This is a genomic window from Priestia sp. LL-8 (genome assembly GCF_036227845.1).
GTDB classification, from domain to species: domain Bacteria; phylum Bacillota; class Bacilli; order Bacillales; family Bacillaceae_H; genus Priestia; species Priestia zanthoxyli.
In genome coordinates this window covers 122,570-146,461 of the sequence record NZ_JAZAQH010000002.1, presented here as the reverse complement: position 1 = coordinate 146,461, position 23,892 = coordinate 122,570, and the positions used below count along the sequence as shown (strand labels likewise).

Sequence of the window (23,892 nt, the reverse complement as noted above, 5' to 3'; positions counted from 1 at the left end):
TGCTTGTATAAAGATTTATTTGAATAGCTAAATAGATTTTTCGTTATTTGGTTTTGTGTAAAATGAAAACATGTAAATTTTAAAGTATCCATACTGAATTATTCTTAATAATAGCAAAATAAAAAGCTATTTCAGCAATGAGAGCGAAGTAGCTTTTTATCACGATTCATATATAGAAAACAGAATATTATGTAGATAATCAAGGTAAACAAATGAAGAAATTGAATTTGGAAAAGGATATTAATTGGGAAATGACTTCTGCAAAGGATTACAATGGAAAGTGTTTCATCTTTTTTGTGGGGGGAAAAGATGATACTGGTACAGCTTCAACTCACTGCTTCAAGCAGTAAATACAAAATAGTATTTTTATATTTGTCCACTGGTAATATGCTTTATGTTAAGTAAGGATATTGGTTATAGAAAACATACGATAATAAGCCGAAAAGCTCCCCACTCGTTGGGAAGCTTTTTCTATACAAAACAAACTTAGAATTAAATGATACTTATCCTTTTGCTTTTATCTTCACATCATCTTCTGAATTAAAAATCTCAACGACTTGACCTGAGGCCACAGTTCGTCCTCCCTCACGGATAGCAAAACGAAGGCCGATATCCATGGCAATCGGTGCAACGAGTTCCACATATATCTGAGTGTTATCACCCGGCATGATCATTTCTATATTATCCTTTAAGTGAAGAGTCCCTGTAACATCCGTTGTACGGAAATAAAATTGAGGTCGGTAATTGGTGAAGAAGGGTTTATGACGCCCTCCCTCTTCTTTAGATAGAACATAAATAGCAGCCTTAAATTTAGTATGAGGAGTTATTGATCCGGGTTCAGCAAGTACTTGACCACGCTGTATCCCCGTTTTATCAATACCACGAAGAAGTAAACCTACATTTTCTCCTGCTTCGGCTTCACTTAAAAGCTTATTAAACATTTCAATATCCGTACATGTAGTTTGGATTGTTTCCTTTATACCGACGATTTCAACTTCGTCATTCTTTTTTAGTCTTCCCTGTTCGATTCTTCCTGTTACAACCGTACCGCGGCCTTGAATAGAAAAGATATCTTCAATAGGCATTAAAAAAGGTTTGTCAATACTACGCACTGGTTGGGGAATGTACGAATCTAGAGTATCCGTTAGTGCTTGAATGCACTCAGCATTTTGACCATTTTCTAACTTAATCAGATCTTGATAAGCAGAACCTTTTATAATAGGGGTGTCTTCTGGATATCCATATGAAGTGAGAAGATCAATAATTTCCATCTCTATAAGCTCAACTATATCTGGATCTGCTAAATCCATTTTGTTTAGGAAGACAATGAGATTTTGTACCCCCGCCTGACGAGCTAAAAGAATATGTTCACGTGTTTGAGGCTCTAGACCCATGTCGGCTGCTACAACAAGGATAGCTCCATCCATTTGAGCTGCCCCTGTTATTATATTCTTGACAATATCAGCATGACCTGGACTATCAATGAAACCATAGTGGCGCGAGTCACTTTCTCCTTCTACATGACGAGTATTAATCGTAATTCCTCGCTCTCTTTCCTCTGGGGCATTATCAATATCTGCATAGCTCATTTTTTTACCACCATGTTTCGTTGCTAAAAAGGCCGAAGTAGCTGCTGCTAAGGTAGTTTTACCATGATCCACTTGACCAATAAAACCAATGTTAATGTAGGGCTTAGTACGTTCAAATACTGATTTAGGCATTTTGGTATCCCCCTAAAATTTAATAAGGTAAAGGACGTGCTTTAGTATGAGTAGTTATAAATAAACCTCTTCGTCTGATTATTACCTTATGATAGAAATTAATATATATTTTACCACAAATAATGGGATTTAATTGATATGCTAGAAGTTATTTATAATAGTCTTGTCAAAGGCAACAGAAAGCATATCTTTATTGTTGAAGTCTATTTTTATATACAACTACTTCATTTGATATGTATTTTTATAGATTTTAACCTTAAGAGGCAATCTCATATAAAAAAGAACCCCTTGCTCATGTAGGCAAAGGGTTTTCAAATTTATTGGAATAGGGGGAATATGTTATCAGTCTGGCCAAATTTGTAGATTCATATACATATATTCTTAAAAATAAATGCTGTGCTTGTTTTTTGAGGAATAACCCTAGCTGCTCTTTGTAATTCTTTAAGTAAATAGCATCGTTTTCTAAATATTACTGAGGTTTTATTATTTACAGTTAGTAACGACAAATTGTTTGTCTTTCAATAATATATAAATGATCAAACTTTCATTGTATTGCCTGGTGATATGCTAGATAGTAAAAAAAGAAGTATACTGTTTAATTCAATAAAGTTAAGTTTTTTAAAATTACTATATAATGATTTTAATGGATTTTAATGTAATTTAATTAAAATATTTACATAAAATTCGTTTGGTGTTATTATATAGAGGGATTTTCCTAATTAAAACCTTAAGGGAGTGTTTTAATGCCTATTCAAGAAAAGTTTTCGTTTTCAGAATTATCTGCAGTTGGTTCGAATCCTAATAGTATAAGAGAAAAGTTTAAAGAACGCTTTGGGGTATTACCAGACGGCATCGCTGTGAATAGTGAAACGTATTATGATGCAGCAAAACCAGCTATTACGGAACAATATGGCCACCCTTGTTACAAGACATTAGGAGAATTCACATATCAAATAGGAAATGGAAAACCACCAAGTGAAGCAATTTTAGGTAGCAATTATGCTGTCAATCATGGTGATGAAGAAGCATCCATTTCTTTAAGTGTACAAGGTAACTGGACAGAAACGAAAACATGGTCGTCACAAACGACAACTGGTCTAACGATATCCTCTAAATTTACATTAGAAGGCGTGTTTGAGTCAGGTGCAGAGTTTTCTGTTTCAACGACAGTAGGAGAATCTTCTTCTACTTCTATTTCAAGATCAGCATCGTCTACTGTAACGGTGAATGTACCTCCAAGAAGTAAAAAGAAAATATCCATGGTAGGAACAATGAAACAAGAAACCATGAATTTTCAAGCCCCGTTGTCTGTTCAAGGATCGTTCGGAGCAAACTTTCCTCGTAAAGTAGAAGATCATTATTTTTGGTTCCTTGGGGCAGATAATGTCTTAAATAGTACAACCGGAACTTTGACCGGCAAAATTAAAAATACAGCCGTCTTCGATGTTCAGACAGAAGTCGGTGCAGCAGAACCTCTCGATGCAAAAACGCCAGTTTAAATACAATAAAAAATCCTTTGCAAATATCTGCATAGGATTTTTTTATTAAACAGAGGATGAAAGTCTGTTATTGATTTAGTAAGTTTGTTGTCTTTAGGCTTCAGGCTATCCTATAATTTTTGCACAGCGTACAACAACAACTCTTCCACATTCTTTTTGCCTAATTCCTTGGCTTTTTGCTGTAACTCTTCCTTCAGATTACTTGATACCTTTACACGTACCACTTCCAAATCGCTATCAATGTAAATTCCACGGCTGCGTTTATTAATCTTTCCTGAGACAAGAACTGACTCCAATAATTCAACGATTTCTTGTGCTGATTCTGTCAACAATACAGGTTTGATTTCAACGATAAATTGCTCTTTCTCTTCTTGTGGTGTAATTCTCATGTTAGTCGGGCTTAGGTACTGATAGAATAAATCCATGAGCTTATAAAGTTGTGATTTCGCGTAGGCTGTTTGCTTAAATGCAAATGTAGCATAGCCTTCTTTCGTAATCGTTTTTTTCGATTCAATTTCATAGGCTGCTTCAAAGCCGCGATCAAGTAATTCTTCTACCGTTATCTCTTCATGTTGCTCTGTCACTGCCATAATGGGATCTTCTACTGAGATAATACGGGCAAACTGCTCTTTCACTTCATCTTTCTTCACAAAAAGCTGAAAGAGTGCAATATTTTGTTCGGTATGATAAAAATGACGCTTACTAGGTTTACGGCCAACTTCATGCGTACGCTTAAACGTTTCTAAATCTTCTTCATTCACAAAATAACAATTAATACCCCGGTATTCTTCTTGGAGTGCAGGTAAAAGTTCTTGCTTAATATACTTATTCACTGTTGTGACGGATATATCGAGTTGCTGCGCTACCTCTTTTGTCGTAAGTCCTGGCTTTTTTAACTCTTCTTGCAAACGAACGACATCTTCGATATCAAATTCATAACGTCCTTCGATATGCCAGTCATCTTTATTAATAGGATTTAATTTTCCTTGCTGAATATATGTATAAATCGTTTTCTTTGATGAAATAGATAACATCTCCATCACATCTTCAATAGTAATAATTTTAGTAGGATTATCAATCATGACATACACTCCTATTCTTTTTTCTTCATCTAATAATTAAGTATATCATATATACATATAGTTAGAGTTTAAAAGTTTTTATAATCAATATGTAAATGTTATAACTAACTTATAAATATTTATGTTTTACTATTTACTCTAAGTGATGACAAATAGGAGATTTTTCTACAACTTGTATAAATGATAAACTATTTTTATAGAAAGTAAGTTTATACTTTTACTTTTAAATAGGTTACACTTAATAAGTGATAAATATAATAAATAACTTCAAAAAAGTACTTATTTATAAAAACAATAGATATTTAATTAAAATAATTAGTAGTTTATATATTGTTATTAATATTATTAATACGTTTTAAAGGTTATTTACCATCTATATTCATATAAATACAAACTTAATCTCCACATAAAGAAGAGAGTATCTTAACACAAGGGAGAACTATAAATAAGATGGCATGTTTTATGAAAGGAGAGGTTTTATGCAAGATTTCCCATTAGTACATATAGGAGCAGAAGTAAGGGAAAGAAAAGGAGATTTTAATAAAATCGTTTCACTAATGCTGGACACTACATACTACGATGTTTTGGAAGAAAGAAATGAGCATCACCAGCGAAAAAATGAAGATATGTTTAGTGATTTTACGGATGAAGAAATGATGTACTACTATGTCCATCAACGAAAGCATATCCGAAAGGATCGAGAACGAAAAGAAAATACAAAAACCGAATACTTACGGACTTTGTTGCAGTTTTATCAGTATGCGGTAAAAAGTGAGTCGTTCTTGCGCCAAGATGTTGACTATTATATAGAAGAAACTATTTTTAAGAACCTACGTCCTTGGCATATACGGAACTACCAGGATTATTTAAGCACCGCATTGTTAGGGAAGGGCGGGAAACCTTATTCACCTGCAACTTTAGATGCTAAAATGACGATTTTAAAAAGTTTTATGAAATGGCTACATGAAACGAAGTATATACAGCATCCATTACACAAAGAAATCTTAAGCACGTCACTATCTGAGCAAGAAATTCCGAACCGAGATTTGTATTACCATGAAGTCAAACAGATTCTAGACTATTACAAAGACCATCCTATTAATTATGGATTGTTAACGATGCTAGCCATGACAGGCCTTCGTGTTCAAGAAATAGCTAAAGCCTCGTGGGGAGACATATACCTAGACAGTTTAAGTGGTCATTATCGACTAAGAGGAGTAGGGAAGGGTGGAAAGAAATTTGATAAGTTACTCCATCCAAATCTTTATAAACGTATTCTTGCTTTTCGAGAACGGCGTCATGTCAGTACAGCATTAAATTCAAGTGATCAAGGTCCATTATTTCCAACTAAAGATGTTGACTATTATCAATATAAAAACTTAAGTAATTATATTGTGCGTATCATTGAACGAACGGAATTACCTTTTGTAAAAGAACGGAATGACAGGATTACGCCTCATTATTTCCGTCATTTTTATGCGATTTATAGTAGGCAGCAGGGAGCCGATATTTTCTTAATTCAAAAGGAGCTTGGCCATAGTGATCGTAAAACAACGGAACGTTATCTAGAGAAGGTTTTGCAGCGAGAGCAAGAAATTGGGCTACTCTGGAAGGAACGAGACTTTTAATTATCATGCTATTTTCTTTTTAGGTACAGATAAAAATCGAGTGGGTTTTTAATTACTTATCCATTGGGTAAGGCATTGCTATTAAGCAGTGCCTTTTTATAATTTCATGAAAACTAATAGTTAAAGTTCGTTGATTACCATATGAAAAATAGGTGTTGGAACTTAAATAAGATAGATAAAAGTGCTTATATGGAGAGGAGAATAGAAGAGTTGTTATAAGAAGGCATGTTTTTTGCATTTGGTCATTAAAAATATAGAAACACTATTAAATATAGTGCCTCTACATTTCACGTTATGATTGTGATATACAACATTTAATTTTATCGCTGTTTTATAGAAGATTAATCATCTTAAGCTTAGAGCTTTCAACTAAGATCAATTCAACAATAAAGACCCTAGTTTAACGCGACTTTATTTATATTCTTCATTTAACCATTCAGCTAAAACTTCGTGAGTTTGAGTTTTTGCATACAAACAATAATCTAATTTTAATTTTGTATATGTTTCTGTCTGTTTCTCTTGAATATGTTCTGCTTCCCGTCTCTCTATTCCTTTCTCTATAGGAATGATGACATTTGTTTTTCCTGAAGAATTATCTATAGCCTCGGAGATGCACTCAAACATGGCCCTTCGCTCATTCTTTAGCAGGAACCACATTTTTTCATAACTTTTGTTTAATTTAAGTGCTTTTATAAAATTGTCTCCTTTTTTCTGATTACTTATTTCACTAGGGGTGTTATTCCTCACAGATATAATAATTTGTTGTTTACTCTTATCGAAACTAAAGTACAAAATGTCTTCCACTTTATCGTAACAAGGATGTAAAATAGGTAAATACCAATCATTCCCTTTTACGTTTTTGCTATTACAATTTGAACAAGAGATCACTAAGTTTCTCCAATATATACTAAGGAATGGAAAATCCGATTGTGGGAGCAAGTGATCTATGTTATTAGCACTACTTGGAACTATATGATTTCGATCACAGTAAGGACATGTTTTATGCGCTGTATCTATACCCCTTAGTTCTAATTTAGTCATATATTTATGAGAGGGATTATATACATTCCAAAAGTATTCATTATCTAGCAAATTATCATAAAAATATCTAAATATAGGTGTTATATGATTTATTGTGTTATTATCAAGAATCGGGTAGTTTACTATGTCACCTTTAATGATTTTTATATAATGGTTACTAAAATAGAGGTAGGCTATTCTTACTTCATTTATTTTCTTACACGTTGTAAGTTTATACATATGCTCTCTTAGCTTCCAAAAGTATCTATATTCTACTAATGATTTCAGTTTAGCATTTAAATTTGTTTTACGAACAATAGGGATAGATTTAATTCCCTTATTTGTACAGGCCCAGCTTAAAACATCACAAATAAATTCATCAGTAAATCTATAAATATACTGACTGTTACTAGAGTTAATATTCCACATTGTTTATCCTCTTAATAAATCTCTATATTTTTCATAAATTTGAAATTTTTCGTAGGTTGAACTTAAATCTTTATATATTTTTTTGGCTTCATCAATACTTTCTTCATCCCCCTTATTTAACAAATTTGCTACACGTTCAATTTTATTCATAGAAAAATCTCCTGATTGTTGATTAAGTCTAAAAACATTTTTTAATATATCATTTGAATGCCCCCCAAGTGTTCTACTAGCAGGTATATATTTTTTAATACCATCTTTTTCTTTTTTTAATCCAATTACACATTCCGAAGGTACATCTGAAGCAATTAAAGGTGAATGCGTTGCTATGATAAAATGTGTATTATACCCCTCAAAGAACTCAAGTAAATTTTGTATAAATTCTTGAATCCACGCTGGGTGAAGGTGAGTTTCAGGTTCATCAATTAATATTAACGAATTATCTTCAATTTCTACAATTAGAGGAGCGAACCTAAATAGGAGTGTAATCTCTCCAGATGACATTGTTGAAAGAGGAATCTCATTCCCATTTGAATTCACAAAAATTATATCTTTTATGCCAGGGTCAACTTTAATATCGAGCATTTTTTCATATAAGTTTAAAAAATCCCTATCTATATCACTAACGTCAACTAATATATGCCCAGATCTATATTTAGGTGATTTTTTAACCCTCCTAAATTGATTGATTTTTTCATTGTATTCATTAATAATCTCCATCTTCTCTTGACTAAATCTATAGGGAGAGCGCCCATATAAATAATCCCTTACTTTTCTTCGATTAATTTCTAGACTAAGTAGTCTTTGACACCCAACTTTATCTAACAAACTTGCGTAGCGCTTAATTTTGATATCTTCATCTTCAATAAAAAGAGCTTTAATAATTGGATGGATTATTGTATCTAAACTAGAGTAGCCTCCAACTGATGGACCACCATATACATATTTAGTTTCCTCTTGTATATGTTCAGTTGTAAAGTGATTACGTACATAAGAAGAATTTCTAAAAGGATCAAAAATAAAGAAGGAAGAAACTATCAACTTCTTTGGATAATTTACTGGGTAATCCATATCGTGACTATAAGTATAAACCTTATCACTCTTATCCTTCATCCTGTAGGAAATTGTAAAGTTCATTTCATGTATTTCATGACTTTTTCTTTCACTTGGGCAGAATATATGAGTAAGAAGTTGGAGAATAGAGCTTTTTCCTGTACCATTTTCTCCTACTAAAATAGTAAGATTAAGGTCATTAAAATATTTATAAGATGTTTTTTTAAAAGAAAGCTCAATTTCATTTAACATTTTGTACGAATGTATATTAAGATTTTCAATAAACAATATTTTTCCTCCTTATTATATATGCGTAAATTTTACCATAAAAAATAATTATTTAGTTCAAAATAATCATAAAAAAATGAGTCTTAAATACACAAACAATTGGTGAATATATCAATATACTTATACGTTATGTTTAAAGAAGTTAATTATATAAAGATTAGTTTATGTTAGATATAAAATAAGCAATAAGTTATTCCGAAACTACTAACGGCTAGACTTATAAAGCCCAAGATAAATGGTTGTTAATTCACATTAAGAAAAATCTCTAATATTATACTTCTTTATCATGTCCTTTTTTTTAAAAAGATGATTGAAACTATTTCTATATAAACCATATTACAACTCTAAAGATCTATTAAAAATACATTTTTATGGTATTATATCCCTGAGTCTAAAGTTTTTTGTTTGAATTACATAACTATTTTTATAATGAAGGTTTTAAAGAAGATAGATGCTTTTGTAATCACGAGAAGAAACTGGAACAATTTAAACAAAGATCAAGAGAACTTGCTAAAGATATGTACAATAGAGATTGAAAGTAGTGTTTTATTGGAGCAATTATTATCTGGAGAAAGGAAAAGAAAAGAAGAGTTTTGGTTGTTTCAAAAAAATGTGATCTACACAGGCCTATGATTACTGGAATGAAGCCTATTTAACAAATCTCAAACGATTGACTGTAAATGTTTAATAATATTTGTTTGAAAAAAATTAGTTTAACAGTGATTCAAATAAAACATTTAATTAAGTGTAAGATAGAGTTTAATCCAATCTTGTTTGTTAATATATGTGAATTATAATTGTTTTTAAGGATATTTTTAATTAAAAAGGAATAGGTGATTTTCTTGAATTTAGAATTTGATCAACAAAAAATTGAAAGTTATATTTTTAATACTTTGACTAATTCTCATCCTATATTAAAGGCATTGAAAAGTGGAAAGCTTATTGTTTTCGTTGGGGCAGGCATGTCAGTGCACTTGGGTTTACCAAGTTGGAGAGGCTTTGCATTAAAGTATCTTGATGAAATTTACAAGAATAATAAAACAACCTTGATGAATTTCAAAACAAAAGAAAGTCTAAAAACAGAGGATACCAAGAAGATACTTTCTATATGTGATTATATTGCTAAAAAAAATTTATTAGAAAAAACATTGAGAGATTGTTATGACTCATGGTTCAAGACTGAGAAAAGTAAAGTGTTGAGTGGAAAACTATATAAAAAGTTATACAAACTTAATGCTATATACCTAACCACTAACTATGATAATGCTCTAGATTTAATCGCAGAAGATTATGAAGAACTAACTGTTTCTAATAATGATAACGATAGTATGACTCCTAGTAAGAAAGAAAAGAAAGTGTATTATGACATTAGTGAATTCAATAAAGATATACTCAAACCTCAGAATGTTATTCATGTCCATGGTAGTGTTCATGATCTTCAGACTATGATAATTTCATATGGAGACTATATTAATAGGTACGGCTTAAATGAGAAGTTAAATACTAAACAAAAAGAGATATACTCTAAATTTATGTCTGAGATATTTAATGAGAAGGATTATGTAGTGTTATTTATGGGATATGGGCTAGAGGAAATAGAAATACTACAATTTCTATTCCAGGGTAATATCAAAGAAACAGATTCTTATCCTAGTAGTCGCTATTTAATTTTACCTTGCTATTCTGATGACTATCTAAAAATAAGTTATCTATCTGATTACTATAAACATAATTTTGGTGTTAGTGTAATTCCATGTAATATGTCTGAGAAAGGATACGATATTTTAGAAGATGTAATAGACCATCTTTTAGATTTGTCTAAAGTACCTTATCAGGAAAAGGATGAGATTATAGACCTTAAAGAGGGATTAAGAGCGATTGAGGAGATGTATTTATATGAATAGAATTTCTGACAAAGAACAGGCTGCCCTTGAACATGTTATTAATAAAAAGAATTTAGAACCTTATTTTTTCGACAAATTAATACAAAAAAAGGATGTTAGATGGATAGAAGTTTTAAAGAGTAGAGGATTTTTTGATAAGACTAATATCCCAATTATATCTGAAGGTAGCTATATCGAGGATTGGAATATTTTACACTATGTGCATTCTATTATTGATAAATTAGTAGATGAAAATGATAAAGAAAACATCTCATATATTTTATTAGTACTTCTACAGGCTGGCGAAATATCGAAGAATTATCGAGTGTTTTCTCAGTCAGTTAAAATTATTAAAAATATTCCTTTGTCCGATATTCCAGATACTTATCTTAACTCATTTTTAGAATATTGGTTACAATGCGATTTTGGCTTAGATTATATTTTGAAAGAGATTGAAGCCGAATTATTACCTTATTTGCTCTCTGATTCTTCAAAGTTATTAAATACATTTGAACAATTCTTTAAAGTTAGTATCGATGTAGTTTCAACAAGCAATTATATATTAAAGGACCTGTTAGAAAACAAGGCTTATGCTTTGAAAATCCTTGAAGTGAATCCTCAAAAGGTTTGTAAACTCTTCATTGAACTGCTAGAAAAAGAATGTTTTATTACTTTATCAACTAGAGATATTAATGAACAAACGATTTCTATAGAGAATATAAATAACCAGCTCTTCAAAATTTCTAATGTTGATTTAGAAAAGAGCTTCAGTACAAGACAAGAGGATATTGACTTTATCATATCTAATTGTGAATCAAGTCTTAAAAATGTAGATAAACAACATTTAGAAAGAATATGTAAACTTTTATATAGTAATCTATTCGATGCGAACGCCTACGAATCAATATTTGAAGAGGAAGGTTATCTTTTTGATAGTGTAGATTACTTAATTAAATTTATTAAGTTAAGCTTAACAAAAACCAAGATGAATAGAGAACTTTTAGTTGCATTGACAAAGCAGATGCTAGAAAGTAAATATGACATAGTAAAAAAACTTGGGATTTTTGCAATCGTAAAAAATTGGAATAATTTAAAGGATGATTTCTTCAATATACTAAAAGAAGAAACTTCTTTATTTGACTATATTTTTAGACACTATACATTTGATGATGAAACTAAACATTTATTTGAATTATTAAATGAGGAAATAGATAAAGATCATATTGCCTTGTTAGAAATGATAATTAACGAGGGAGAATATATATTTCATGAAAGAAAAGATCAATCTTATAATCTCAAATGGAAACAAAAACGTTATAAAGCTTTAAGTAAAATTTCTTTATTTAAAAATAAATATATGGAAACGAAAAAAATCACAAATATTGACATTGAATTGTCTGCTGCAATAAAACCTGGAAAGTCTGGGTGGATAGAAGATATATCACCTTACACCAGAGAAGAAATAATAAAAATGTCTATAAATGAATTAGTTACAAAAATGAGAAACTTTAGAGAACATGATAAATTCTCTCCTGACTTTAAAGAGATTTCGTACAGAGGATTTGGGAGAGAATTTAAAAACGTTTTAGTTAGCTCACCAGACGATTTTATTGATAATCTCGATAAATTTAATGGCTTACAATATGAATTTATCTATTATTTATTAGATGGATTTAGTACATTAATAAAACAGAATGTAGAATTAGATTATACCAAAGTATTAGAATTTATAATTTCATACATGGATATAGACGCTTTTTGGGAAGACGCCTTAAAGTTTGAAAAAGAAAATGACTATTTAATGAATCATGAGGGGATTGTGAGAGAAGCTTTAAATTTTATTACTAACTGGCTATTCAATGATAAAATTAATTTTATAGAAACAGATTTTAATTTAACCCTTGATTTTATAAAAATATGTTTAGACAGAATAGATTTTGGAACTGTTGAAGATGTATTATTCAGTAATGAAGATATTTCTTTTTATTCATTGAATTCTCTCGGTGGGAAATATGTAAGAGCTTTACTTGAATTAGCTTTAAAACTAAAAAGAAAAGCTATGCCTCGATATGAAGCTTATTGGCAAAAAAATATAAAACCTATATTTAATTTTCTTATGGAAAATAAATCTATTGATAGCTATGTAGTGATAGGTGAATATATAAGCAATTTCTCTTACATTGATGAAAAATGGGTCAAAGGTATAATAGAAGATATTGCTCCTCAAAATGAGATGTGGCAGTATTTTGTGACTGGTTATCTTGATTCTAGAACTGTATATTCAGATTTATATAAACTAATGGAAAAGCATTATTTAGCTGCTTTGCAGTATAATAATTTTCACGAGAAAGATATTAAAGAAAAGATCGGCAGTCATATTGCTATAGGTTACATTAATGGTCTTGATGAGAAAACAGAAGTTTCATTAATGCAAAAGCTATTGGATATATGGGACATAGATATTATTGGAGTAGTAATAAGACATTATTTTAATGTGGAAGCTAAGCAACTTGCTCAAGGAGTTTCTCGATTGATTGCTGAATCTAAAATACTAGATTTTTGGAGTGAGTTTATTAAGAAATGTGCTGAAAAAGGTCTAGAGCTTAGTTTGGAAGAAAAGGATCTAGTTAAAGAGTCTATCCATCTTGTAAATAATTTTTCAACAATAAATGAATCGATTATAGAAAATTTGAATTATGCCTTTAAATATGTGGCACATTCTTTTGAAGCGCATCATGTAGTTGAATATTGTCATCGTTTAGTCTCTTCTAGTGAAGATCATTGCAATGAATTAATAATCTCACTAACTTTTGACCTGTTTAATGAATGTATTCCTTCATACCCTGAAGAAGCAATAAAGCAGTTACTGAATTATTTAAAAGATAATAATGAAGTTTCAAAACTTAATCGTATTCAACATACTTATTTTATAAAAACAAAGAAGTCTTTTGTTGTCGATTATATATCTAAACTTACAAAAACGATTTGACTTTAAATTGCATTACATCAATTCGGTTCCTATTTATTATTGAAAAAATGTTTAAGGTTTCTGCCAAAAAACTTATGCGCATTTAGGTTCTTTGGGACTGTATGGTCTATAGTTTTCCTTTTTTTATATAATGTGGTAAATAAAAAGACTATTAACTTCATCTGTGTAAAAAAATTATATTTCCATACATGTATTGATAACCTTAACATCCTTTGAAAAGTTTAAAAGATTCCTTTTTATACACAACAAAAGCCTACGATAGTTAATAACAATAATTGGGGAAACTTTAGAGTTTTTATTGAAATAAGAACATTTGTTTGTATACCATAGAGGACAAGCGTTCTTTTGTTTGAGGAGTACTTTCAATGTATTATGGCCATCTATCAAACAGAGTCATTATTTGTATTGATATGAAATGGTTCTTCGCTTCGGTCTCGTCTGTCATAAGGGGATTAGATCCTTTGGAAACAAGGCTTGCGGTGGTAGGAGATATCAAACGGTCGTGATTAATTGTGTTAGCTGCCACACCTTTATTAAAGAAAGAAGGGGTCAAAACAAGAAGTCGCCTTTTAGACATTCCTAAAAAGAAAGATATCCATGTGGTGAATCCATCCATAGAGAGATATCAGGGCTTCGAACTATATTTCTAGTTTGTGTTACAGTATGTGGCTCCTGAGGATCTTCATGCGTATAACATTGATGAGTTACTTATTGATGCTACAGCTTCTCTTCATTTATTCGCTAAAACACCAGAAGAAATTTGGATTATCATTAGACGAACTACTGAGGATGATACAATCCAAGAAGTTAACGGTATTCAAGTAGCAATTGAAAATACAGTATTATCTACAACTTAAGGGCTTACACTTGATGTTCAAGAAGGTTCTCAAGGTGCAGAATTTGTATTGGTAGGAATGGATAACAGCTATTGTTAATTAAATAATCAACTTTAATACTGTAGAATATATGTGGTCAAAAGAGAGGGTTAGAACCTTCTCTTTTTTATTAACCTTTGTTTACTTCTTTTTAGGACCTGGGTGATACAATTTATTATGCTGCCACTGATTCTCATTAAGTTCTACTTCAATTCTTGAGACATCTTTAAATCTCCCGTTCAGTTTATAGAAAATATACTCGACTAAGCCAAGCCCTGACATATAAAGAAGAGTATATATTTATAAACATCTAACGATCACCTACTGCTGTATCCTTTCTTTTTATTTCTATGAGTAGACAGGCAGAATTGTAGGTTTTAATCTACATTAAAATTAAAATTTTTTATATCTCAATTTCAAAAGTATTCTTAACTCATCAAGATGAGAAAAGAAAAGAGCAACCTAAGGAACTCAAGTGATTTTAATCTATCTATAAACTAACTCTATGCACTTACTATTATATTGGACCATAAATGGCTCCTTTCTCCTGAAATAAGTTGGTTCCTAGAATTTATCTTATGTAAACTAGAAAAAGAAATAAGGCAAACCCTACTCATTTCTGAGTTAGGTTTGTAATTTTTATTTATACATGTAACTGCTGATTAATCAATCTCTTTACTCTCTCATAAGCTTTGACCTCACCTTGGTAAAAACACGCACTGTTCCAGTCTTCTCTTTTCTCCGCATCCTTTCTCCACGCGTCAGATTGTTCTAGTAACTTATCAATATATTCAATAAATTTCTTCCGCTCCATTTAACCACCTTCTTTTATCAAATTTGGAAATATTTTTAAGTTTTTTGATAAGTAATATTTCTAGAATTTAGTGAGAATACCTGTTGAAATTTGATATAATCTTCAGGACTTTTAGGAATAAAAGAAATGACCTCCAGTAATGAAAGTCATTTCTTTTATTTTATTACCTGTTTATGCTCATTTTAATGAGTTATTTTAATTCTTTTTGATTTTAAAAACATTACTTATGTTAATTTAAAGAAAAATAAAAAAAGCTGCCAATACAGCTAGGCAGCCCTTCTTTAAATATCCCTGATTATTCTCTCTGCTATAAAACATACAGGGGATATACTTATTTCTTTTGCTTGTTTGTTGATTTCTAATTATTCTTCCCTTTTTCAGAAGTAGTAATATTCGCATCATCCTCAACATGACTTTCTGGTTTTTGATTGCTTGCTGAGTCTGTAACCTCTTCAATCTCTTTGATAACAGGAGAAGTTGTCACTTTAAGTTGAGCTTCTTGTTTCTTATCGGCTGAAAGTTTAACTTTTTCCTCTTTGGGAGCATCAGAGGCAATTGCGGCAGCAACTTCTTGGTAACTTTGATCTACGTGATTATCCATGTTTTGATAGATTTCAGAGTCAGCAAGTTCAGGAATCGCGGGAAGTTCTGACTGTTCAATTTTTGCTTCTTCCTTTAGAACAGTATCCTTCATCTCTTTAATCTCCTGAATTTTACGCTTACCAATGATGACTTCTTCCACAACTACAGGCCTCTTGGTTATTTCAACTCGCTCCTCCATAATAGGAATACGAATGATTTCGTTCTCTGTCAATGGGCTACCATCATACTGACCATCTATGACCGGGCGACGTTCTACGTAGACTTCCTCACGTATAACTGGAACCTGGATAGTTCGTAGTTCTTCTACAATTTCCTTACGAAGCTGTATTTCCCCAGTCTGAACTCGCTCTTTCCTTACATTAAGTTGCTCCTCACGAAGTTGCACTGACCTATGCCCCTCCGTCTCGTATAGCGACTCCCTAACCGTAGTAGTATATGAAGGAATTGTTTGAGTTTCATCCACATCAATTAGAACAAGGATTTTCCCTTCCTTTACATCCATTTCACACTGTTTTGCAGTAAAGTTTTGAATCCCCATTCTAACAAGTTTTGAAGTTAGGCCACCAGCTTGGGTAGTAGAAATCATTCCACCTGTCATCATGGTAAGAAAGCTGTCCATCATCACACCTGTCAACGAACTTACAGCTGGTGTTCCAGCTTCTATCAATACATTCGTTTCAGTCCCTAATTGTAAAGTATTAGTGCTATCCTTTGCTACTACTAATATGTCTGCTTCACGATACCCCTGATGTTTTAACCCCTTAATTGCATGTATCGCTTCTTGCTCCGAATGAAAAGTCCCTGCAACTCGTTTTCTCGTTCCCATGTTCCCATCCCCTTAGATTTTAATTAAACGAAAGCTTCTTTTCACATTTTATTCCATCCTTATTGTGTATATCATGTACCCAGTGGGTTTCTATTTTAAACTTGATACGGATGACTATATAAATGACCCCTAAATTATAAAATGTAGAAAGATGAATTAGAGGCGATACCCTTATTCGGGAAAACTTTAGAGTTTTTATTGAAAAAGAACATTTGTTCTTATATAATATGAAAAAAGGAAAAACCTCATATTTTTCCTTAATTGAAACATATAGGATATTTAATGCAGAGATAATTTACAATTAGTTTTCATGGGGGAGAAAAAGCGATGAATTCTACATACCATCATTTAAAAGATACAAAAAAAGAAGAAGGGCAAAAAGAATTACTTGAGAGAAACCTAGAAGCTCATAGAAGTAGAAGGTGGGTAACCACATCTATTTACGCTATGTCACTACTTGTAGTCGTACTTTGTTTCTATTTTCATGTATCAAAGGCTGCAATTATTACTCTAATCTTATTTTTAATATGTGCAACTAGCGAAATACTGTATAGAGCGTTAGATAAAAAGATAGAACTACGGTTAAAACGGATTAAACAGGAGAAAAGAAAAATCATATTTAAAGGAAATAAATCCTAACAGCTTTTCTATCAATTCCTTTCTGCTATACAGATTTGAAATTATTTTTCACATGAGAACGAAGAAGAAAGAGTTAACTTCGTTATAGAAGAGAAAGAATAACAAAAAATCATCCTTGATAAAGTTTACTACTATGCTGAATTTACTGATAAAGTTAGTGTCCGACGCGATAACTGCAACTCAGCTTATTACTTCAAAATTTCCGTGAAAGGTGGCGTTTTCTTACGTGAATGTAGAGAATATGGCATAAAGAAGAGTATAATAAGTAATTTTGTTGATTCATTACTCTCACGAACCGAATCTTTCTCATTTTATTAACTATATTTTGATGTTTTTCTTCATTTTATTCTTCCTTATTATCTCTCTCTTTGTTGATAAAGAGATTAGTCAATTTATTGATGAGATGTTAAATGAATTAGAAAAGATTAAATAGAACTATTGAAAACAACAAAGAAGCCACTTCGGCATTGGCCAATGAACGAGGTGGCTTTTTTGTAAGGGTTTGTTCATACGTATCCGAAGTATGAAACATTCATAGATTACCACGTTCTGTAATTAGAGGATATTTTTAATGTGTTGCTTGTGAATAAAACGTGCACCTGTTATGTACTCTCTTCCATTGGGTATCGAGTAAACTTAGTTATATAAAGGATGTATAAAAACATGGATAAAGGAAACAATCATTCATTCTTAAACCCTTTGCCTCCCAAGGGTTCTCTTTTTGGATGTCTTCTGGAAAGAGTGATTATGTTAACTGAATCTGTATATTGTATTCATCTCAAGCTTCTCTTTTTAGAATAAAATAGTAAAAAGAAGAAATTCCCAAACTGACCAATATAATAGGTAGCACAATCATTGTATGTTCACCTTCTTTTTCATAAGGCCTGTTTGGATAGGCGTTTCAGCTGTTACTGGAGAGTCAAAAAATACTCTTTTTAATTTTTTGTATTCAAAGAAAAGTAAAGCAATACTCATACAGGTTAACAAGATGGTAACAGAACGAGCTGGTATCTCAAAACAAAGGTCAAGAATAGTAATGTTTACTGTGATAGGTAAGTAAATAATGTTTCCTAAAGTTGCTGTCTTTGGAATTACTAATAATAAGGCTGCTGTTATTTCTCCAAAAGCAATAAAAAGATTATATGTATCCGAATATCCAAAGAAGTGCCAAGCCAATTGCATTGCTGAGTCCTTTGTCGAGTCATATATAAAGTCGCCAGTAGAAAATTGGCCTGGATAGATTTTGGCAATGCCGTAAATCAAGAAAGTTAATGCTAAAGACCATCTAAATGTAGTGATGATTGTCATTCTAAGCTTTTTTAGAAATGTACTTCTATTCATTGATTTTCCCACTTTCTATTTCCGTTTTAATAAACCTATTTTGTATTTCTTTGCCAGGGACGAGACAAATTTCTTTTTTCCCAAAGAATCGATATCGATTCTTTGCAATAAAACGGTACACTCTATCTCGGATTTTTTTAGGTATTATCCAAAAGAGAATGAAAAACCTTATAGGTCCGGTAAGCTTATTTATGATATGTAAGATTGCTGTAGATTCCGTATATATTTGACCGTTGTCAATTAAGATAATGGAATCCAATTGCGTATTATTCGGATTGTGATTTATTATCAATGAACGTGCTAAAACTGATTGAAGAGACAAAAATTTAAATATGCCTTTAGGATCTCTTTTTATCACAAATTGCACCCAATGATTACATACGTTACATATACCATCAAACATAATAATAGGTTGATTGTCTTTTTTCAGCTTCAATATATTTCATCCCTTTAGTTAATTGTAAATAATTTCTATAAATAATTATAATACGAGATTTAATAAAGCTCACCTAACAATAATGTAAGACGGGCTTACAATTTTGTTAGATGAGCTTTATTTTTTGTTAAGAGTGCCTAGAACGCGCGTTATGGTAACTAGGATTGTATGTAATATTTTCTTCTGCTTTATAGTTAAAGTCTTTTGATATATTTAATATTAGTATTATATTCAAGTGAAAAATAAGGAGACATACATATGGATAAACAAATAGTCATTGAGAAATATACGTCTGATTGGGCTTTCTCTTTTAACGAAGAGAAAAAACTTTTAGAAGATATTCTAAGCGACATAGCTATATCAATTGAACATATTGGAAGCACATCTATAGAGGGATTAGGAGCTAAACCAATCATTGATATTATGATTGCAGTTTCTGACTTAAAAGCAGTGGATGACTTTATTGAACCACTAAGTAACATTGGATATGAACATGTATTTCATAAGGAATTTCCAAATAGAAGGTTCTTTAGAAAAGGTTTATGGAGAGCTGGTACACATCATTTACACATTTATAAATATAAAAGTAAAGAATGGAATAGCAATATTTTATTTCGCGATTATTTAAGAAATCATCTAGATATACGTAACGAATATAACCAATTAAAAATTGAATTAGCTCAAAAATATAGTTGTGATCGAGTTGGATATACAGAAGCAAAAGCACCGTTTATAATAGGTGTTATTCAAAAGGCTACAGATGAAATAAAGTGCCGATAATACGTTTTATGTTAATTAGATAAAATTCTTTATCCTTCCAAAAAAAGATTTAAATTTACAAAAAAGGAAAATTATTTTAAAATTTAATTATGGTAAATTTTATAAATTGTTTATTTCAACGGGGGATAATATTATGAGTTTAAAAGAGAGAGCAATTAAAGAGTTCCAAAGTAAAATGGATAGTGGAGAAGAAATTAGAGGATCTATCTCTACTTATTATGAGTCTGAAAGTGGACTTTCAGGGCTTGTTGGTGTGCCAAATGGAAACTCTATGCCAATTAAAGGCGTTTTAGTTTATACAGATAAAAGCTTGCTTTTTTATGGAGAAGTTTTCACGAAATTGCCTATTGTGCTACATATTCCATTCTATAAAATCAAAGAAATAAAAATGGGTAAACAAATCTCTGCAATTTTTAAATCAAGCCCTACTTTTGTAGTTATCCACGATGATCGAGAAGTTTTTTCTACACGTGGAAATAAAGAAGAGTTTATTAAACTAGAGTCATTCTTTGAAAACGTCAATGAAATGTTTCTTGCTAAATAATTAATATAAAAATAAGCCCAGATTATTAACTCTGGGCTTATTTTTATATAGTACTGAGAATGTGTTTTATGTTAACTAAGGTTATATATTATAGTCATCCTGAAAAACAGAAAAACCTACTGGAAAGGAGGGAACCAGTAGGTTTTTTCTGCTACATTTATTTGATTAAAGGATGGAAACTTTACAGTTTCTTGGGTAGTTTGCTTAATTCAAGAATAACTTATATATAAGATAAAAGAATATTAGACAGATAACTCTTTATTTATTTCATTATCTTGTTTTTCAGCCTTTAATTCATTATTTACTTCTGTAGCCGCCTCCATGTATTCAGTCTTATATCCACTTTTCAGAGCCCAACTATAAAAGATTAGAGAAACAAAAGTAATAAGGAGCATGTCCCATCCATATTTAATGATATTAAGACCCCCAAATTTTTCACTTCCTAAGAAAGAGATGGTCATCATACACAATAAATACACAACCATCCACATCCCAGCTTTCAGATTACGTCCAAATCCTTTCCAATTATTTTTGGCTTGGTAATAAAAGTAGATAGGTAGCCCAATTAATATAATGAATAAGACTTGTCCTGTTAGTGGCCAACGTGCCCAATAAAGTGTTAACGAAGCAAATATAAAGCCAAGTGGTGCAATCACTTTTAATCCCTTCAGTCGTAAAGGTCTATATAAATCTTTACCTGTTCTTCTTAAGGTCATAACCGTAACCGGACCAGTAATATAGGAGATAAGCGTAGCTACTGAAATAACCTCAGCTAATACTCCCCATCCTCTAAATAAATATAGGAAGATGAACGATACACCTAGATTAAAAAACATAGCTTGGCGTGGAATCCCATAGATAGGATGTAATTTCCCTAATACACTTGGCATATATTTATTCTTTTCCATTCCATAAATCATACGTGATGTAGTCGCTGTATAGGTAATACCTGTGCCAGAAGGAGATATAAAAGCATCAACATACAGTACAATAACAAGCCAATTAATACTTAATGCAATAGCTAAATCTGCAAATGGTGAATTGAAATTAATATTCCCCCACCCATTAACAATCATTTTTGGATCAACAGCCCCAATAAATGCAACTTGGAGAAGAACATAGATAATTGTAGCGATTGCAATTGATCCAAATACAGCTAACGGAATTGTACGGCCTGGATTTTTTGCTTCTCCAGCCATATTAATAGGGCTTTGGAAACCATTAAACGAAAACACAATACCTGATGTGGCAACAGCCGTTAATACACTGGCTAACCCATTTGGTACAAAACCTTGACCTGAAGTGAAATTTTCGCTGTGAAAGCCAGCAAACAAAAGTGCTCCAATTGTTAAGCCAGGTATCACAATTTTAAAAACTGTGATAAGAGAATTAGCTTTTGAAAATAATCCAACAGTCCAATAGTTTAATAGGAAATAGATGATTAATAATCCTGCTCCCCATATTAACCCTTCTCCGGTCAGCTTTCCGTTTTCTACTAAATCCTTTGTCCAACTAGCCCATTCCCAGGGCCAAGAACTCATGTACTGAACAGAAGCTACAGCTTCTACAGGAATAACGGATACAATTGCAATCCAGTTTGCCCAACCAGCAATAAAGCCCAAGAATGACCCATGGGAATATTGCGTATATTTTACCATTCCCCCAGCCTCTGGGAACATGGAACCTAGCTCACTATAAGAAAGTCCAATAAACAGAATAACAATCATGCCAATAATCCAAGAAAAAATAGCTGCTGGTCCAGCGATTTGTGCAGCACGCCAAGCTCCAAATAACCAGCCCGATCCAATAATTGATCCAAGACCAACCATTGTTAGTGCAAAAACCCCCATATTTCGATTTAAATTATTCATAATTTTTTCTCCCATACATTAAATTTAAATAAAGAAAATTCCCCTTAAACATCATTTTTATATAACGCTTACATTTTGTTGGGTGTGAATTTTTCCTATTTAGTTAATTAACTCAGTATAGTATTTAGCAGCTGTTTACCTGCAATACCAGGACGAGTCATTTCAAAAGGATCGAGTATAATGTTTAATTGTTCTTCTGTTAATACGCCTTTTTGTAAACATAAATCCTTAACAGATGTTCCATTTAACGTAGCTTCACGTGCAATAGAAGCTGCCATTTCATATCCAATATGAGGATTAACAGCTGTAATGACCCCTACACTTTTTTCTACAAATTCTGTTAAGTGATTTTCATTTGCTTGAATATCTTTTAAACAATAATCTGTAAAAGTTTGAAAAGCATTCTTCATAATACTAATAGATTGAAGTAAGTTAAATATTAATACAGGCTCCATTACATTCAACTCTAACTGTCCTGCTTCTGAAGCCATACAAATGGTATGATCATTCCCAACTACCTGAAAGGCAACTTGGTTAATCATCTCTGCCATCACGGGATTTACCTTCCCAGGCATTATGGATGAACCCGGCTGACGAGCAGGTAATAAGATTTCAGCCAGTCCAGCGCGAGGACCGGAAGACATTAATCGCAAATCATTACAGATTTTGGACATATTAATCATACATACTTTTAGTGTTGAAGAGATCTCTGTATACGCATCTGTATTCTGCGTAGCATCTACGAGATGGGACGCATGCTCAAGTGGTAAATGACTAATGTTTTTTAACTCTTCTATCACATGTTTCGTATAGTTAGGATCTGCATTTAACCCAGTACCAACAGCTGTTGCTCCCATATTTACTTCATACAAGTGTTGACGAGACTGTTTAATCCTCTGCAAATCACGTTCAAGCACACGACTATAAGCCTCAAATTCTTGCCCCAATCGAATAGGTACAGCGTCTTGTAAATGAGTACGACCCATTTTTATAACATGATCAAATTCTTGAGCTTTTTGTTCAAATACTCTTTTCATGTGTTCCATAGTAGTAATTAAGCCTTCAGAAAGCTTTAATATGGAAATATGAATAGCCGTTGGAAAAACATCGTTTGTAGATTGTGACATATTGACATGACTATTTGGACTAACCTTACTGTATGTACCTTTGTCTACTCCTAAAAGTTCTAAGGCACGATTGGCAATAACCTCGTTAATATTCATATTCATAGATGTCCCAGCACCACCCTGTATGGGGTCTACAATAAAGTGGTCATGCCATTTACCATCTATTACTTCCTGGGCAGCATCCGAAATAGCTTTACCAATTTCTAATGGCATACGTTGTGTATGTGTATTAGCATTTGCTGCTGCTTTTTTAATCATAGCTAATGCTTTAATAAGCTCTGTATGCACTTTATAGCCAGTGATAGGGAAATTCTCCACAGCTCTTAAAGTTTGAATTCCATAATATACATCATGAGGAACATCTTTTTGTCCTAAAAAATCTTTTTCAATACGAAATTTTATATTTTTGTCCACATCTAAAACCATGCTCTCGCCCCTTATTCATCT

At 31.8% G+C, this 23,892-nt stretch carries 19 protein-coding genes; 9 read left to right on the top strand and 10 right to left on the bottom strand.

What is annotated here, in order from left to right; genetic code table 11:
- Positions 1-503: 503 nt before the first annotated feature.
- Complete coding sequence (gene tuf, locus U9R83_RS27120) at positions 504-1,721, bottom strand: elongation factor Tu (RefSeq protein WP_328575551.1); 1,218 nt, start codon at positions 1,719-1,721, stop codon at positions 504-506.
- 743 nt (positions 1,722-2,464) lie between these two features.
- On the opposite strand from tuf, the gene U9R83_RS27115 reads away from it, so the two are divergent.
- Positions 2,465-3,220 (top strand): ETX/MTX2 family pore-forming toxin, encoded by a 756-nt coding sequence (locus U9R83_RS27115; RefSeq protein ID WP_328575550.1) that lies wholly within the window; start codon positions 2,465-2,467, stop codon positions 3,218-3,220.
- Positions 3,221-3,330: 110 nt separating this feature from the next.
- On the opposite strand, the gene U9R83_RS27110 is transcribed toward U9R83_RS27115, so the two are convergent.
- The gene (locus tag U9R83_RS27110) at positions 3,331-4,302 is read right to left on the bottom strand and encodes a helix-turn-helix domain-containing protein (protein ID WP_328575549.1); all 972 of its coding nucleotides are present in this window, start codon (positions 4,300-4,302) and stop codon (positions 3,331-3,333) included.
- 479 nt (positions 4,303-4,781) lie between these two features.
- Between U9R83_RS27110 and U9R83_RS27105 the strand changes: the two genes are divergently transcribed.
- Positions 4,782-5,930, top strand: coding sequence for a tyrosine-type recombinase/integrase (locus U9R83_RS27105; protein WP_328575548.1), 1,149 nt, complete (start codon positions 4,782-4,784; stop codon positions 5,928-5,930).
- Positions 5,931-6,341: 411 nt separating this feature from the next.
- Here U9R83_RS27105 and U9R83_RS27100 read toward each other — a convergent pair whose 3' ends face one another.
- Positions 6,342-7,379, bottom strand: coding sequence for an HNH endonuclease (locus tag U9R83_RS27100; protein ID WP_328575547.1), 1,038 nt, complete (start codon positions 7,377-7,379; stop codon positions 6,342-6,344).
- A 3-nt stretch (positions 7,380-7,382) separates the two neighbouring features.
- Complete coding sequence (locus tag U9R83_RS27095; protein ID WP_328575546.1) at positions 7,383-8,717, bottom strand: AAA family ATPase; 1,335 nt, start codon at positions 8,715-8,717, stop codon at positions 7,383-7,385.
- An 842-nt stretch (positions 8,718-9,559) separates the two neighbouring features.
- Here U9R83_RS27095 and U9R83_RS27090 point away from each other — a divergent pair.
- From U9R83_RS27090 to U9R83_RS27075, 4 genes are all read left to right on the top strand, one after another.
- Complete coding sequence (locus tag U9R83_RS27090; RefSeq protein ID WP_328575545.1) at positions 9,560-10,621, top strand: SIR2 family protein; 1,062 nt, start codon at positions 9,560-9,562, stop codon at positions 10,619-10,621.
- On the top strand, positions 10,614-13,589 hold the full coding sequence (locus U9R83_RS27085; RefSeq protein WP_328575544.1) for a hypothetical protein: 2,976 nt from the start codon (positions 10,614-10,616) through the stop codon (positions 13,587-13,589). Before U9R83_RS27090 ends, U9R83_RS27085 begins: the two co-directional genes overlap by 8 nt.
- 365 nt (positions 13,590-13,954) lie before the next feature.
- Positions 13,955-14,095 (top strand): hypothetical protein, encoded by a 141-nt coding sequence (locus tag U9R83_RS27080; RefSeq protein ID WP_328575543.1) that lies wholly within the window; start codon positions 13,955-13,957, stop codon positions 14,093-14,095.
- Positions 14,096-14,254: 159 nt separating this feature from the next.
- Positions 14,255-14,446 (top strand): hypothetical protein, encoded by a 192-nt coding sequence (locus U9R83_RS27075; protein WP_328575542.1) that lies wholly within the window; start codon positions 14,255-14,257, stop codon positions 14,444-14,446.
- A 661-nt stretch (positions 14,447-15,107) separates the two neighbouring features.
- Here U9R83_RS27075 and U9R83_RS27070 read toward each other — a convergent pair.
- A complete protein-coding gene (locus tag U9R83_RS27070; RefSeq protein WP_196299114.1) occupies positions 15,108-15,278 on the bottom strand; it encodes a hypothetical protein in 171 nt (56 codons plus the stop codon).
- 358 nt (positions 15,279-15,636) lie between these two features.
- The gene (locus U9R83_RS27065; protein ID WP_048018776.1) at positions 15,637-16,707 is read right to left on the bottom strand and encodes a YsnF/AvaK domain-containing protein; all 1,071 of its coding nucleotides are present in this window, start codon (positions 16,705-16,707) and stop codon (positions 15,637-15,639) included.
- Positions 16,708-17,034: 327 nt separating this feature from the next.
- Between U9R83_RS27065 and U9R83_RS27060 the strand changes: the two genes are divergently transcribed.
- Positions 17,035-17,346, top strand: a complete 312-nt coding sequence (locus U9R83_RS27060) for a hypothetical protein (RefSeq protein WP_328575541.1) — start codon at positions 17,035-17,037, stop codon at positions 17,344-17,346.
- 852 nt (positions 17,347-18,198) lie between these two features.
- On the opposite strand, the gene U9R83_RS27055 is transcribed toward U9R83_RS27060, so the two are convergent.
- Entirely contained in the window at positions 18,199-18,687 is a 489-nt protein-coding gene (locus U9R83_RS27055; RefSeq protein ID WP_328575540.1) for a hypothetical protein, read from the bottom strand.
- Positions 18,680-19,090 carry a thiol-disulfide oxidoreductase DCC family protein gene (locus U9R83_RS27050; RefSeq protein ID WP_328575564.1) on the bottom strand — a complete coding sequence of 137 codons (411 nt, stop codon included), beginning with the start codon at positions 19,088-19,090 and terminating at the stop codon, positions 18,680-18,682. The genes U9R83_RS27055 and U9R83_RS27050 overlap by 8 nt, the downstream gene beginning before the upstream one ends.
- A 291-nt stretch (positions 19,091-19,381) precedes the next feature.
- Between U9R83_RS27050 and U9R83_RS27045 the strand changes: the two genes are divergently transcribed.
- Both U9R83_RS27045 and U9R83_RS27040 read left to right on the top strand, forming a co-directional pair.
- Entirely contained in the window at positions 19,382-19,903 is a 522-nt protein-coding gene (locus U9R83_RS27045) for a GrpB family protein (protein WP_328575539.1), read from the top strand.
- A gap of 133 nt (positions 19,904-20,036) precedes the next feature.
- The gene (locus U9R83_RS27040) at positions 20,037-20,447 is read left to right on the top strand and encodes a hypothetical protein (RefSeq protein ID WP_328575538.1); all 411 of its coding nucleotides are present in this window, start codon (positions 20,037-20,039) and stop codon (positions 20,445-20,447) included.
- A 242-nt stretch (positions 20,448-20,689) separates the two neighbouring features.
- Here the strand turns inward: U9R83_RS27040 and U9R83_RS27035 are convergent, their stop codons facing one another.
- Both U9R83_RS27035 and aspA read right to left on the bottom strand, forming a co-directional pair.
- Positions 20,690-22,318: an APC family permease gene (locus U9R83_RS27035; RefSeq protein ID WP_328575537.1), complete on the bottom strand. Its 1,629-nt coding sequence runs from the start codon at positions 22,316-22,318 to the stop codon at positions 20,690-20,692.
- A 107-nt stretch (positions 22,319-22,425) separates the two neighbouring features.
- On the bottom strand, positions 22,426-23,871 hold the full coding sequence (gene aspA, locus U9R83_RS27030) for an aspartate ammonia-lyase (RefSeq protein WP_328575536.1): 1,446 nt from the start codon (positions 23,869-23,871) through the stop codon (positions 22,426-22,428).
- Positions 23,872-23,892: the final 21 nt, after the last annotated feature.